14 protein-coding genes are annotated in these 13,807 nt (G+C 55.2%); 4 read left to right on the plus strand and 10 right to left on the minus strand.

Annotated features, from left to right (window positions below; genetic code table 11):
* Positions 1–3: 3 nt before the first annotated feature.
* From NTU47_10410 to NTU47_10440, 7 genes are all read right to left on the minus strand, one after another.
* Positions 4–1,521: a M28 family peptidase gene (locus NTU47_10410; protein ID MCX6134211.1), complete on the minus strand. Its 1,518-nt coding sequence runs from the start codon at positions 1,519–1,521 to the stop codon at positions 4–6.
* A gap of 77 nt (positions 1,522–1,598) precedes the next feature.
* On the minus strand, positions 1,599–2,489 hold the full coding sequence (locus tag NTU47_10415) for a DMT family transporter (GenBank protein ID MCX6134212.1): 891 nt from the start codon (positions 2,487–2,489) through the stop codon (positions 1,599–1,601).
* Positions 2,490–2,535: 46 nt separating this feature from the next.
* The gene (locus NTU47_10420; GenBank protein ID MCX6134213.1) at positions 2,536–2,994 is read right to left on the minus strand and encodes a hypothetical protein; all 459 of its coding nucleotides are present in this window, start codon (positions 2,992–2,994) and stop codon (positions 2,536–2,538) included.
* A 27-nt stretch (positions 2,995–3,021) separates the two neighbouring features.
* The gene (locus tag NTU47_10425; protein ID MCX6134214.1) at positions 3,022–4,176 is read right to left on the minus strand and encodes a DUF2961 domain-containing protein; all 1,155 of its coding nucleotides are present in this window, start codon (positions 4,174–4,176) and stop codon (positions 3,022–3,024) included.
* A 193-nt stretch (positions 4,177–4,369) separates the two neighbouring features.
* Positions 4,370–4,933: a carbonic anhydrase gene (locus NTU47_10430; protein MCX6134215.1), complete on the minus strand. Its 564-nt coding sequence runs from the start codon at positions 4,931–4,933 to the stop codon at positions 4,370–4,372.
* Between the two features lie 194 nt (positions 4,934–5,127).
* Complete coding sequence (locus NTU47_10435; protein MCX6134216.1) at positions 5,128–5,490, minus strand: hypothetical protein; 363 nt, start codon at positions 5,488–5,490, stop codon at positions 5,128–5,130.
* Between the two features lie 11 nt (positions 5,491–5,501).
* Positions 5,502–6,074, minus strand: a complete 573-nt coding sequence (locus NTU47_10440; GenBank protein MCX6134217.1) for an RNA polymerase sigma factor — start codon at positions 6,072–6,074, stop codon at positions 5,502–5,504.
* 217 nt (positions 6,075–6,291) lie between these two features.
* Here NTU47_10440 and NTU47_10445 point away from each other — a divergent pair, with 217 nt between their 5' ends.
* Complete coding sequence (locus tag NTU47_10445; GenBank protein MCX6134218.1) at positions 6,292–6,978, plus strand: FKBP-type peptidyl-prolyl cis-trans isomerase; 687 nt, start codon at positions 6,292–6,294, stop codon at positions 6,976–6,978.
* Positions 6,979–7,134: 156 nt separating this feature from the next.
* On the opposite strand, the gene NTU47_10450 is transcribed toward NTU47_10445, so the two are convergent.
* The 3 genes from NTU47_10450 to NTU47_10460 form a co-directional block, all read right to left on the minus strand.
* Positions 7,135–8,499 (minus strand): ATP-binding protein, encoded by a 1,365-nt coding sequence (locus NTU47_10450; GenBank protein ID MCX6134219.1) that lies wholly within the window; start codon positions 8,497–8,499, stop codon positions 7,135–7,137.
* A complete protein-coding gene (locus tag NTU47_10455) occupies positions 8,496–9,632 on the minus strand; it encodes a response regulator (GenBank protein MCX6134220.1) in 1,137 nt (378 codons plus the stop codon). Before NTU47_10455 ends, NTU47_10450 begins: the two co-directional genes overlap by 4 nt.
* Positions 9,633–10,147: 515 nt before the next feature.
* The gene (locus tag NTU47_10460; protein MCX6134221.1) at positions 10,148–11,083 is read right to left on the minus strand and encodes a diacylglycerol kinase family lipid kinase; all 936 of its coding nucleotides are present in this window, start codon (positions 11,081–11,083) and stop codon (positions 10,148–10,150) included.
* 338 nt (positions 11,084–11,421) lie between these two features.
* Between NTU47_10460 and NTU47_10465 the strand changes: the two genes are divergently transcribed.
* The 3 genes from NTU47_10465 to rbsK are packed head-to-tail and all read left to right on the plus strand — an operon-like array spanning position 11,422 to position 13,774.
* Entirely contained in the window at positions 11,422–12,096 is a 675-nt protein-coding gene (locus tag NTU47_10465; GenBank protein MCX6134222.1) for a cobalamin-dependent protein, read from the plus strand.
* Between the two features lie 2 nt (positions 12,097–12,098).
* Positions 12,099–12,830, plus strand: a complete 732-nt coding sequence (locus tag NTU47_10470) for a hypothetical protein (protein ID MCX6134223.1) — start codon at positions 12,099–12,101, stop codon at positions 12,828–12,830.
* Entirely contained in the window at positions 12,827–13,774 is a 948-nt protein-coding gene (gene rbsK / locus NTU47_10475; protein ID MCX6134224.1) for a ribokinase, read from the plus strand. The genes NTU47_10470 and rbsK overlap by 4 nt, the downstream gene beginning before the upstream one ends.
* Positions 13,775–13,807: the final 33 nt, after the last annotated feature.

Consider the following 13,807-nt stretch of genomic DNA (forward strand, 5'->3'; position numbering starts at 1 on the left):
GCTTTATTGAATCCGATAGAGTTTTTTACCCGCGGGTTCGTACTTGTCCCCGGGTTTCCAGAACGGCTTCTCTTTCATGTCTGCGATGAGCCGGGCAGAGTGGACGTAGGCCTTGCAGAATCTGAGGAAGTAGGAGAAATTGAACGAATCGTCGACCTGATCTTCCGCTTTGTGGTAGTACTTCAAGATTTCATCACCAAACGATCGGAAGCCGGCGCTGTATGTAGGCGCCGGAACACCGACGGCTGCGAAGTTCGCATTGTCCGATCTGTCGAACAGATGTTGTTCGGGGACCGGGTCTGCGATCGCCGTCAAACCATACCGCTTGGATCCCTCCTGCATGGGACCCTCAGCCGTTGTGCGCTCCAACCCGACCACTGTCACGATCGTCGTGTCATCGAAGCCGGCGCCGTCGCTGTTCAGGTCGAACACAATATGATCCATCGGGACGGGAGGATTGAGAGACAGATGCCGGCTGCCGAACTCTCCCACTTCCTCTCCCGTGACCGCGGCGATGATGACCGAGCGTTTGGGCGGCTGGATAGAAAACGCCTGCGCTGCCTCAATGAGGGCAACGATTCCCATTGCGTTGTCGCGCGCACCGTTGAAGATCGTGTCCGCCGACGAGCTCCTCCCTTTGCCCGTCCCTATGTGATCGTAGTGAGCGGTGAGGAGAACGTACTCGTCGCGGAGTTTTGGATCGGAGCCCCTAACGAAGCCGATCACATTGCGAGCCTGAATAGGTTCACGCCGAATCCCTCCTGATTGGATAGAGACAGGCCCTTTGCCCTGAGCCTGCAGCTTCGCACCGATAGCGAAGGATGTATCTTCAATCATGAAATGCGGAAGATCCGGTCCGGCTGCGCCGAGTTCCATGCCCGGCCGGCTCAGAAACGAAGCCAGTCCACGCCAGGCGAACGTTCCTTTATAAAGCTCGATGAATGCGACGGCCCCATGATCTGCAGCGAATTTCCGTTTCGTCGCCGAGAGCTCGAGTGCCGCCATGGGGTTGAGGTCCGCCTTCGATCCGAATCTGGCGACGACCGTTTTCCCTTTGGCATCGATCCCCTTGTAGTCATCGATTTTCGCTGCCGGATCGATCAACCCGTAACCGACGAAGATGTATTCCCCTTTCCACTCCAGAGGGGCACCACTCCGCGTTGCCATCTTCTTCCCCTGCAGAAGCGTATCGCCGAGAAGGACGAGTTGGCCGCTCGCCGAAGGAACGCGGCGCTGCAGCGGCACTGACTGGAAATAACCTTCCATACCTGGAAACACTTCGAGACCCCACGCACGGAACTGCTCTGCGATGTAGCGGGCAGCGACATCGATGCCGGGCGATCCGGTCATGCGCCCCATGAGCTCATCCGAGGCGAGGAAACGGAGATGGGCGGCTGCGTCCTGCTGGCGCAACTGATCTTCCGGGTACTGGACATTTTTCTGAGCCACGCAAAGCGAGGCGTAGACGACAACGGAGACAAACACAAGAATGGGGCGAGACAATCGCGTGATGGCAGCCATCAGAAAACCACCTTTCTGTAGAATGAATGAGGTTCGAGACGTTCGATGTCCCGACGCATGTTCACAATCATGGATCTTCAACGAAGGAAGAGAATCGCTACTCCCCCCACCGCAACGACGGCTCCAGCGAGCGCACGCCAGGAGACTTTCTCTTTCAAGACGTATTTTACGAGAGGGAGCATAAGAATCGGTACTGTCGCCATAAGCGTGGCCGCTATTCCCACTGTCGTATACGTCACGGCAACGAGACTCAGCGTGATGCCCAGGAACGGTCCGAGGAACGAACCGAGTATGGTCAGCCAGAGCGCGCGGCGATCTTTCGTATAGATCTCTATTGAATTGCTGTACTCACCGGCCAGCCGGGCGAGCGGGAAAATGATGATGACGGCGGACGAGATCCTGATCAGGGATGCGACAAAACCATTGACAGGTCCTTCGTTAAACGCCATCTTCGCCAGGACAAGGGCCGCACCCTGCCCCGCGGCGGCAATGAATCCGTAGAGGATTCCCAGCGCGTGCGTTCTCCGAGTTCCTCTGACGGCTTCACGCCGTTCAAGGACAACGACCGCGATACCCAGCAGCGTCACTCCCATGCCAATCGCACCCATCGATCCGAGCACTTCGCCGAGAAGCACATACGCAAGGAGAGCGCTTATCGCCGGGGCAAAGGACATGATGAGCATGCCACTCCGCGCTCCGATATTCTCGTACGCCTTGAAAAGGTAGGTGTCACCGATGACCAGGCCGATGATTCCGCTGATTGCCAGGTTCCGGAGCTGGGACGAGGAGAGATGAATTTCGACACCGGCGAGTATGACGGTGACAAACAAGAGAAGAGCCGCCATGAGGAGACGAGTGACATTGAGCCGGATTGGGCCGACCCTCAGGGTTGCCGCAGAAAATGCAAGCGCGCTGCCGGACCAGCAACACGCAGTCAGCAGCGCGCACATTTCGCCGATATAGCTCATTCTCTCCTGTCCACCCGTCGATCAAAAGAAAATGAACGCACCATACTTAGACTCCTTCCGTGCCTGAAAACAGAGATTGAAGGTTGAGAGACCCTGTCTTCGATTTGCTTGCCAGGGTCACGTACCTCCTTGCAAGGGAGTCCTTTCCCGCACCAAGCACTGTTGCGACAAGTCCCAGAGCTTCGCCGTACTCCGCAGGAGGAAGCACCTTGAGGACACGAGTCCAGATGGCTTCTTCGAGGACGTTGAACGCAGTTTGTACCTCCGAGAGATCGTATCCTGCGGCGAAGCGTTCCTGCGCGATGGTCTCAGCATGGGCAATCATCGGACCAAGGTTGCGTTCTTTGACTCCACGCGTGGTCAGGACCAGGAGCGCTTTCAGGCGCTGGTGGGTGTGTTCCTTCCCAGCTCGTTCATAATTCTTCAGATGCGTTCTCTCGACCGCCTCCATTGCCGCGGCGAGGATTTCATCAGAAGAGTCGTGCAAAAGTGATACAATTTCCATACGTCAGCTCCGGCGTCCATCGTGCGTCTATTTTACTTCAAGGTAATCCCGATCCGGCAGTTTAGGAAACGGGGCGTGTGGTTCGGTCTGGTACCAGAACGCCACCGAAGCTATGTCATCCATCAGCGGGAGATACCGTCCTTCGGATCTCCAACCAAGAGCCTGAATGTTGATCTTGAGGTCCTTTTCAAACCGGACGGGATCCATGATATGCCATCGGTAGAGTCCGAACCGCTGCTGTGAATTGTACACACCATCGGGCCTGATGACCTGCGCCAGACCGCTATACGGCGTCGTGAATTCCTGGTACTGGTGCGTCGTCTGGTTTTCGAAATTGTACGAGCCGCAGAAATAATCCTCAGTGCCCGTCCCGCAAATGGTCGGGAATTCGGTGTCACCGTCGAGGAAGAACTTTATCTCCCCTTCGCCCCACCATCCGTTGTTGTTCACGCCCCAGGCAAGGTATGTGCCGACGTACTGTCCCCACCCTTTCACTCCGTCCAGGATTGTGTAGATGGACTTGTACGGAAGCGGGTTGACTCTTCGGAACTGGGAATGGAAATAGGCAAGATCCGGCGGGATATCTGTAAGGGTATAGTCGATCTGGTAATACAGCGTCATGTCGTTCTCGCCGATATTCTCCATCGTAATCCGGCACGATTTCCGGAATGGCATTTCCCAGTAGCAATTGAATGCACTGCCGGGGTTGACGGCAACCGGCAGAGAGGTGATGTGTGAGTACGTGCCCCAGCCATTTGCGAAGAAATCGCCCACAGGCACTTCCACCGACGGATCTTTTTCGCCATCCCAATATACGCGCAGGATCGAATAACGCCAGGTTCCCGTTGGCGTCATCCAGATGTGTTGAATGGCCCCGGGGCCGTCGATTTCTGCCAGCGTGTATGTGCTTCGCTTTTCGATTTTGATTGAGGGCGAAATCTTCCACCCCTTCCCGAGATCCCGTGCGGCCTTCTCGCCCGTGCCGCTCGTTGCTTTTCCCGCTTCACCTTTCTCGCCTGTGAAGTTTTCCGGCGAAATTGATCGGGTCTTCGCTTTGGAGAGTCGCGACAAGTTGCCCAGACCCAAATTGAGTCCATTGTACGATGTTCCCTGTGCGTCGAGTTCGTGAGCCATAAAGCCTCCAGCCAGTAAGAGACAGAGAATTCGGATGGTTCGATTCATGGGGAAGACCTCCTTATGACGTGAGATGTGCTTCTCATGGAAGGATGGATCTGAACGAAGGTAGCGGATATGTCTCACATTATCAAGACGAGCGGGTTGTGCTGCCCGCGAATGGAAAAGCCCTCTGGCATAGAGGGCTTGAAGGAATGAGCGATGTCAAAGCACCAACTCCATGAAGGAGATGCAGGAAATACTACAGCAGGCCGCCGCTGACCGTGTCTTCCCGGATCAAGTACAATCGGTTGTCTTCCACACGGTACATGAGCGGGGCAACCAGAATTTTCGGGTACCGCAGACGAAGTCGTTTGACCTCGCTAAGGATGAAGTCAGCTTCATTGCCAATCTCGAACATTGGCGCGAAATGATGGAAATGCTCTTCTGCAGCCTGAGCTTGCCATCCGGCGCTTTGCACAAGGCCGCTGATGAACTGCTCCTTCCGGCTGATGAGGTTGACCATTCCGCACTGGTTGTGACCAACGAGCGCTATGCAGTGCACATTACCGACAGCGATGGCGTACGATACTTTGAATTCGCTGTACCGCAGATTTGCACCGCCGGACCGTATGATGAACGCAAAATTGTCGGGGATGTGAAGATGCTTTCGATTGTCCATGCACATTCCGACGAGCAACTGCGCAGCTGCGTAGATTTCATGCGCGCGATCAAGGTTATGGTATTCGAGCAGCAGCCCGATAGGGGTTCCACGGTATTGCGGAGGAATGTCGCTCTCCGTGGATATCGTCAGAAGTTCATTCATTTGGAGGCGACCCTTCTTTCAGTGCAGCGGCTGCAATGCCGGAGGAGACATTTGGTCGAGCGGCAGCGTCAACGGTATGACTATCACAGGTTTCTTCTGGTCCAGCCCCAGACCGCCGGCGTCGACCCGTCATGAAAATACCACTCGGGAGAACGTGATGCAAATAGCCGATACTCCCGATCTGATGCGAGATTCTACGCTTTCGTCTCGGCCGGTTTGTCTGCGTGTTCTCCCCATCCGTGGCCGCAGCGCCGATTCCATTCTTCTCTGAACTTTTCCCTTTCCTCGGGAGCCATCGCAGCGAGCTTCTCCTCGAACTTGCGGCGCCAGCGATCGTGGCGCCAGCCATTCGCATAGCGCCATCTTCCCCAGCCGCGCAGCAGAATATGGGATAGTGCGAGCAGCCCCACTGCCTGCCAGAACGTGAGCGCCGGCCCCCTGAACAGATCCGGGATCAGCGCGTTCCAGAGCAGCATGACAACGAGCCCCAGCACTGCTCCACCGAACACAACAAACGCCACCATCGTTCCAACTTTTTTTATCCACCATGGTCTCATAGCAATACTCCTTATGTGGTTGTTTCGAATTCATCATAGAGATCCTGCAGCCGCTCGCGCAGAGCCAGGACCGCGTATCGCTTGCGGGACAACAGCGTGTTGACGGCTTCGCCTGTCTCCGCCGCAATCTCCTTGAAACTCTTTCCTTCCAATTCATGCATCACGAACGCTTCGCGTTGCTCCTCGGGGAGGTCTTCGAGGGCATCAGATAATTCACTCCACACGACCGACCTCGCATACAGGCTGTCCGGACTCATGGAATTGTCATAGAGAATGTCTTCGAGGTTGATCGGCTCGCCGGGATTCGCTTCATCCCGGGGGAGCGAATCGGGCCTCTTTTTCCTGTACCAATCGATAATCTTGTTGCGTGCAACACGGAACAACCAAGCAGTCAGTTTCTCAATCGGCTCCGTCACACTGTAGCTGGCAACGAACTGAAAGAGCACATCCTGCAGGATGTCTTCGGCGTCCTCCGTTGTTCGGACTCTCCTTCGGATGAAATCGAAAAGATGACGGTGTTCGGCGCCGACCGCGTCTTCGAGCGATTTGATATCCTGGACCGGTATGCTCTGTATTCCTATCAAGAATCCCATTCTCTTAGTATGACGAATGACCAACCGAAATATTGTCCGGCGCAGCAGCCTTCTGAGAACACGAACCGCCCGTGATCCGCTGCTCACGAGGGCGTGTGCGGAAAGGCCTTTGGATTATATGTTTCGGTTTGGGCGAAAAAGCTGTACTATTCAACATTGAGCGCTATTCAATAATTCCCTTACAAATACCTATAGAAAGGGTGCATCGTTGAAATCACATCTCAAGATCATAGGGATATTCCTTCTCGTGCCTGCGCTACTCTCCTCGCAGGGAAAAGAACCAATCAAGTCTCAGAAAGACAAAGTGAGCTACAGTATCGGCCTCGACTTTGGAAAGAACATGAAGAGCCAGTCGGTGGAACTCAATCTGGATCTCCTTCTCCGCGGCATACGTGACGGGCTTGCCGAAGCGGCCCCGGCTTTGACGGATGCGGAGATGAGGGAAGCTATGACTACATTCCAGAAGGAGATGATGGCGAAGATGCAGGAAAAGCAGAAAGTCTCGGGCGAAAAGAACAAGAAAGAAGGCGAGGCATTTCTTGCCGAGAACAAGAAAAAACCCGGCATCGTGACGCTCCCAAGCGGACTGCAATACAAGATTCTGAAAGACGGGATCGGAAAGTCACCGAAGGCGACTGACACGGTTACGGTGCACTACCGCGGCACGCTGGTCAGCGGGAAGGAATTTGAAAGTTCATACAAGGGGGGCGCACCCACGACGTACCCGTTGAAGGGCTTTATTCCGGGCTGGGTTGAGGCTCTTCAGAAAATGAAGGTCGGCTCGAAATGGCAGTTATTCGTCCCCTCGAACCTTGCCTATGGTGAAAACGGCCCAGGAGATATCGGACCGAATGCGACATTGATCTTTGAAGTGGAGCTTCTCGGAGCGAAATAGAGATGGGTCATTGGGAGGCTGTCCAAAGAGTACTTGCAGCAGGCAGAAAGATAGAGGAAAGACTTTGAACTCAGGTCATTGGTGAATCTCAGTCAGGTCTGAATATCATTTCGTCCTGCATTTTGGACAGCCTTCATAATTGGCATAAGAAATTCGTCAACCGGCCTGTGGTGTCGAACGCAGGGAGAAATCGACGGCAAACGTCGAGCCTTTCCCCAACTCGCTCGTTGTGCGGAGACTGTAACCCATCAACTTGCACAAAGCCCTCGAAATCGTCAATCCCAGTCCTGTTCCCTCGATGTACTGACCAACGGCTTGTTCTCCTCTTTCAAAAGCTTCAAAAACCGCTTCGAGCTTCTCTTCTGATATCCCCATCCCGTTATCCTGGACGTCGATTCGTGTCGGCCTGAGGAACTCATCCATGACCACGGAAACCGTGATGGATCCCTGCTGCGTGAATTTCCGCGCGTTCGCCAGGAGATTGATCAAGACTTGTTTCAGCTTTTGTCTGTCCGTTACGACCGGGAGCACACCCTCCGGAATTTCTGTGCGCATCTCCAGTGCTCCGCCCCGAGCGTCAACACCGATTTCTCCAATCGTCTCCCGTATCAAGTCACCAAGGTCAACCTCCGAAAGCACCATCGTGACCTTCCCCGTCTCGATGACTGACAGGTTGAGCATGTCACTCACCACGCCAAGCAAGTGCGTCGCATTTCCGATGATCCGCTGGACATAAAAGAGGTCTTGTTCACTGAAACGTGATTCTTGTTTGTTGGAGAGGAGATTTGCGAACCCAACAATGGAATTCAGCGGCGTGCGAAATTCATGACTTACTTGAGCGAAGAACTGGCTGCCGGGTGATGTTAGGCCAGCTTCGCGTTCCCCTGTCATCTCTTGTGATGTGGTCGGGGTTGCGAGGCCAACGCCGAGCAGACCAGTAACGATGCCATCGCGGTCCCGGAGGGGCGATAGAGTCGTCACAAGCGTTCGGTCCCCGATGCGCTCCGTCCAGCTGACAACAGTCCCATCGAGCGCGTGGGCCAGGCGCTGGCGGTTTTCATGGCTCTCGGGATAAAATTCGAAGAAGGAGCGTCCGACCGACTGCCGCTGCACTGGCGTGAACTCTGCCAGCCCTTTTCCTTCGAGCATCAGCAGATTTGCCTGTCGATCGAGTGCAAAGAGAAGAACGGGGAGTGACGAAAGGAGAGCGCGTAGCTGCTCGCGATCGCTGATGATGATGTTTGGAGATGGAGGAGCGAACGGAAGTGGGATTTGCGACAGCGGCTTCACCCGTTTGGAGGCCCGCCGTGAAGAGGCATCATCGACGCCGGACTGGGGCGTGAGTTCCTCACTATCGTCTGGCAGTTGCGACGTGTCCGCCACACCCTTCCTCACATTGTTCTTGGTTACAAGGCGCAGGACAGAAATTCCCGAGCTATGGATGCAGCCGCGCGTCGATGCAGGGACCGGGACAGCGACAAGACTGAAATCTGACTTCGTGCCCGCCCGGCTCCTTCTCACTTCTCTGCGGATTGCTGATCCGGCGGTGCGGCCTCATCGTCGCGGGAGGCCGGCAGCGTTACCGAAACGGTCGTCCCTTTTCCGTATTCGCTTTCAAGTTTAAGGAACCCGCCGTGGATTTCGGTGAGCCTTCTGGCAACCGTCAGACCCAGGCCGGAGCCCTGCTGTTCATACACTTTGCGTTCAAACTGCATGTAAGCACCGACGTTGTGCAACTGTTCTACAGACATTCCACGCCCGTGGTCGCGAATCGTCAGGACAAACTCGTCGCCACGCATCTCCGTTTCGACAATGATCGGCGATCCTTTTTTCGAGTACCGGATAGCGTTGTCAAAAAGTTCTTCAAAAGTCTTCGAGAAGTAGTCGGGTGACATGGCCACACTCCCGGGAGCCAGCCTCAAAGTCAGATCTCCCGCCCGCTCAGATTCGTACGCCCGCTGACAGGCCGCAGTGTCCACGATCTTTTGCGCATCGGGAGCTTTGTTCTTCCGGAGCTGCTCGATCTTGTGGTAATCCATCTTGAGAATTTCGATCTGCGCATAGATCAGAAAATTCTCGACCAAGCGATTCAGCCGTTTGCCGTTCTTGTAGATCCGCTCCGCCATCTGAGAAACTTCGCGCGGCTCGAGATCGGAAAACTGCTTCCGCAGGATGTCCGCGTATCCGAGGATACCGTTGAGTGGAGTTCGCAGTTCGTGCGGCAAGGCCGTGCTCAGGTGCTGGCGCAGGAGCTCGAGTTTCGTCTCGGCCTCCTGAATCAACAAACGATGCTTCTCGAGCCTGGCACTGACTGCCGAGAGCAGCTGCGCCGGGGTAAATGGCTTCGGGAGAAAATCATCCGCGCCCAGTTCCATCCCCTGCCTCATGCGCTCCACACTTGCCATGGACGTAACAAGGATGAACGGGATGGAAGCGGTCGAGGGATTATTGCGGATCGCTGCGAGCACTTCGTAACCGTCGACGAGCACCATGCGAACGTCACAGACGATCAATCCGGGGAGCTGCTTGCGGGCGAGCTCAAGTCCCTCTGCGCCGTTCGTCGCTTTGAACACTTCATATCCGGCTTTTCGAAGAGTGATGGCAATAACCTCGCGGATTGCCATGTCATCATCGATCACAAGTACTTTTGTCATGACGCGGGACGGCCAGTCGTTACAGGAATCTGGGGTTTCAGGTAGTAAGATAATAGAAGAGGACACGGAATACAACTCCCGGCGTCCATTGTTGTGAGGATTTGGAATAAAAACGGGAAGAATACGAAAAGACCCAGAAGAGCAAAAGAAACCCCGGCTGCGTACCTCCCCCTCAAGCTCTTTGTCTACGCAGTCGGGAGCTTCCTCTATGGAATTCGGTGATGCCCCAACACCGCCTCAGGTGGCCTCAGAAAACACGGAATTGAATCGCTCTGCTTCACTCTTGGTTCATGACATCACAAACAGTACCAAACCACTCGTGCCGGAACTGGGATTGGCCGCGTCTGCAAATGTCTGCCAGCCACGGAATTACGAAGTCCAAAATCATGCCATTGAATCAGGTCGCGTTCGGAGTTCTGAAGATTGTACAATTTACCGTCTGAGGGGGCAAGGCGCCGGAGTTGGGGTGTGGGCGATCGGTAGGATTCGACTATGCGGCATCGCGCCAGCGCCAATCAGTGCGGAGATTTCAGCTGGAGTGATTGAGGGAGGACGTCGATCATGCACGGAAGGTATCCGAGGAACTCGCCGTCGGATTCAACAGGGACATGCTCCTCCGATGTGACCGAGACGTGTCTCCCGCGAAAATGGCTTACCCAGGAAAGGTTGATGTGGCTTCCGAAGTAGATACGGGGGAAATTGACGAGCCGCGATGGGATGCTCTGCTGGTGAATAAGAATGACATCGAACAATCCGTCATTCACCACGGCACCCGGTGCGAAGTTCATTCCCCCTCCGGCATATCCGCCATTGGAGACAACCACGCCGAGCAAGAGATCAGAAGATACGAGTTTTCCATCGATTTCGACTGACATCATCTGTGCACGATGGCGAGCTGCAGTGGAGACCGCCGTGAGGCCGAAACCCAGAAAACCCCCGAGCCACTTGTGGTGCGACTGAAAGCGTTGAACGACAACGGCGGCGATACCTTGCTGGCATTCATTGAGGAAGAAATGTTCGCAGAAGGCACCCTGGGAATCGACCACGTTGACTTTTCCGATATCTACTGCACGGCTCCCGTCACCGCACGCCACAGCGATTTGTTCATTCATTTTGGCCGGCAGGCCGAAACTGCGGATGACATCCTGTGCGGTGCCGCTTCCAATGATGCCGAGCTGGCACCTGGGGTTGAGAAGAACTCCACGATCCGCGAAGCCGTTGACAACTTCGTGCATCGTGCCGTCTCCCCCCACAGCAATAACGAGATCCGCCCCCGCCCTGATTGCTTCACGGGTACTCTCAGTCGCTTCGAGCGGCTTCGAAGTGACATGGACAATCGGGCTCACTCCCAGCCGTCTTGCGATTTCTGCGATGATCGCCGGTTGGCGGCGCGCCGTCTTCCCTCCTGAGGAGAACGGATTGACTATGATATGGGCCTGGACTGTTCTCACGCCGAGGATGTGTGGTTTGTCGTGACAGAGTAGAATTCAGTGCGTGGAAAGTAGCAAGTTCCATAGGAATAATCAAATTTTTCCAGTAATAACAAATGCAATTCGCCCGGAGCCAATCGTCCTTCCAGAGAGCAGCTGATATGCCGGGATCCCAACGCCGGCGTTCCTGCCCCGGGGCAAATCAGTTTCACATATGAATCGATGTATCGTGAGTAAAAAACACCTTCCGGCGCTTGAGTTTTTTCAATGAATGGTGTATACTTGAGTCAGGGAACGATCCGACTCACCGAACCGTCGGCAGCCTTCAACATTCACTACTACTATCCCAGGGAAGAACGATGAACGAGATCCTTGAATCTCTTACCCGCTGCGTCGAGCGCGGAAAAGTCAACAGCAAATCCCCCTACCCGCCGGATCTCAAGGGACAGGACGGAGCAGACGAGTTCGCCCGGAAAGCACTCGAAGCGGGACTACCGCCTCAGGAAATTCTTTCGAACGGACTGATCATCGGCATGCAGCGCGTCGGCGTACGATTCCGGAACAAGGAGATCTTCGTGCCGGATGTTCTGATGGCTGCGAAGGCCATGGCCGCCGCCATGGAACACCTCAAACCCTTCTTCAAATCGGATGCGCTGAAGCACAAGGGCACAATCGTTATTGGAACCGTTCTGGGCGATCTCCACGATATCGGTAAGAAGCTCGTGTCGATGGTCATCGAGGGCTCAGGATGGGAGGTCGTCGATCTCGGGACGGACGTGTCGCCGGAGAAATTCCTCAAAGCAGCCGACGAACACCCGGGCTGCGTGATCGGACTAAGTGCGCTGCTGACCACGACGATGGTGAACATGGAAACGACGGTCAAGCACGTCAAAGCAAAACACCCGAACATCAAAGTCATTATCGGCGGAGCTCCGGTCACGGAGGAGTTCGCCCTCAAGATCGGCGCTGACGGGTATTCGTCCGATCCGCAGGGAGCGGTCGAGTTTTTGAACAGCCGGTGCGCGACGAACTAGAAATGCCCGTGTCGCCAGCAATCGACGTCGCCACATTCACTCCCCCGCTTCGCGACCTGGGAGTGAACAGAAATCTTGTCCTGTCAGATCTGGGATATCGTGACGGTGAAGCCCCCGAGATGATCGGGGATCTCATCGACGAGATCCTTCCTCTCATCCCGCTCCATATTTCTCTTCAATGCGGATATGGCATTCTTCCCGCCGGGTCGGTCAGCCTTTCCGATTCGGCAGTTGCGTGCTACGGCGTTGAATTCAACACCGGGCCCATTATCACAAACCAGTTGAAGCGATCCACCTCCGTTGCTCTGTTCGTCTCCACCACCGGTCCGCGGCTGGAACATTGGTCGGGCGAACTGATGGCTGGAGGAGATATGATGCGGGGATACATCGTCGATGCGATTGCTTCGGAGTACGTGGAGCAGGCCTCCATCTGGCTGGAGAAGCAGATCGCAGGACACGTGCAATCCCGCGGGTGGAAGATCACCAACAGGTACAGCCCGGGTTACTGCGACTGGCCTGTCACCGAACAGCACAAACTCTTCTCACTCCTCCCGCCAAAATTCTGCGGTATCACACTCACCGAAAGTGCATTGATGGTGCCTATCAAATCGCTGAGCGGCATCATCGGACTTGGACCTGACGTCAAGCGGGGCGCTTTTCAGTGCTCCATCTGCGACCTCAAAGACTGTTTTCGAAGAAGGGAAGAGCCGGAACCGGCATCGGAGAGAGAATGAAACCGAACATCGTTGTCGTTGGGAGCTCAAACACCGACCTTGTGGTGAAGCTTCCTCGCCTCCCCGGAAAGGGAGAAACGGTTATCGGTGGAACATTCTCGCTGGCTGCCGGAGGAAAAGGGGCGAACCAGGCCGTCGCCGCTTCGAGGGCCGGGGGCAGCGTTGCGTTTGTATCGAAAGTCGGTGACGACCATTTCGGCAGACAAGCTCTCGACGCGTTCAAGAACGACGCTCTCGATACCCGGTTCGTGGGCGTCCATACAACGACCGCATCCGGGATTGCGCTCATCTTTGTTGACGGGCATGGCGAAAACTGCATCGGCGTGGCGTCCGGTGCAAATAGTGAGTTTCTCCCCGCCGACGTTGAGAAGGCGCGCGAGCTCATCATATCAGCCGACGTTCTCCTCCTGCAACTCGAGATACCGCTTTCCACAGTAGAAGCTACCATCCGCATCGCGTCTGACGCCGGAGTTCCCGTTCTGCTCAACCCTGCTCCGGCTTTTCCACTCGAGCCGTCACTGCTTAGACATGTCTCAATCATCACTCCCAATGAAAGCGAAGTCGAGATCCTGACCGGAATGCGTATTTCTGATGATGCAACCATTGTGGCGGCTTCATTGATCCTCAGGAACATGGGTATTCCTGCCGTTGTCATCACCCTCGGAGCCCGGGGCGCATACCTTAGTGAAGAATCAGGCGATCAGTTCGTTGCTCCATTCACGGTTGATCCAGTCGATACGACGGCAGCGGGGGATGTCTTCAGCGGCGCTCTTGCGGTCTCGATTGGTGAAGGGACTGCATTGAGAGATGCTGTTCGCTTCGCAAGTGCAGCGGCCGCCCTCTCGGTGACAAAACTCGGGGCACAACCTTCAGCACCTCAGCGGGCGGAAATCGAGACCTTGCTGAATGGTACAAACTCCCGATCAGCATCGTATGCGGGTTGAGACAAGGGAAACAATTGGCTATCTTGGTTTGAA

It is taken from the genome of Ignavibacteriales bacterium, assembly GCA_026390595.1.
Taxonomy (GTDB): domain Bacteria; phylum Bacteroidota; class Ignavibacteria; order UBA10030; family UBA10030; genus UBA9647.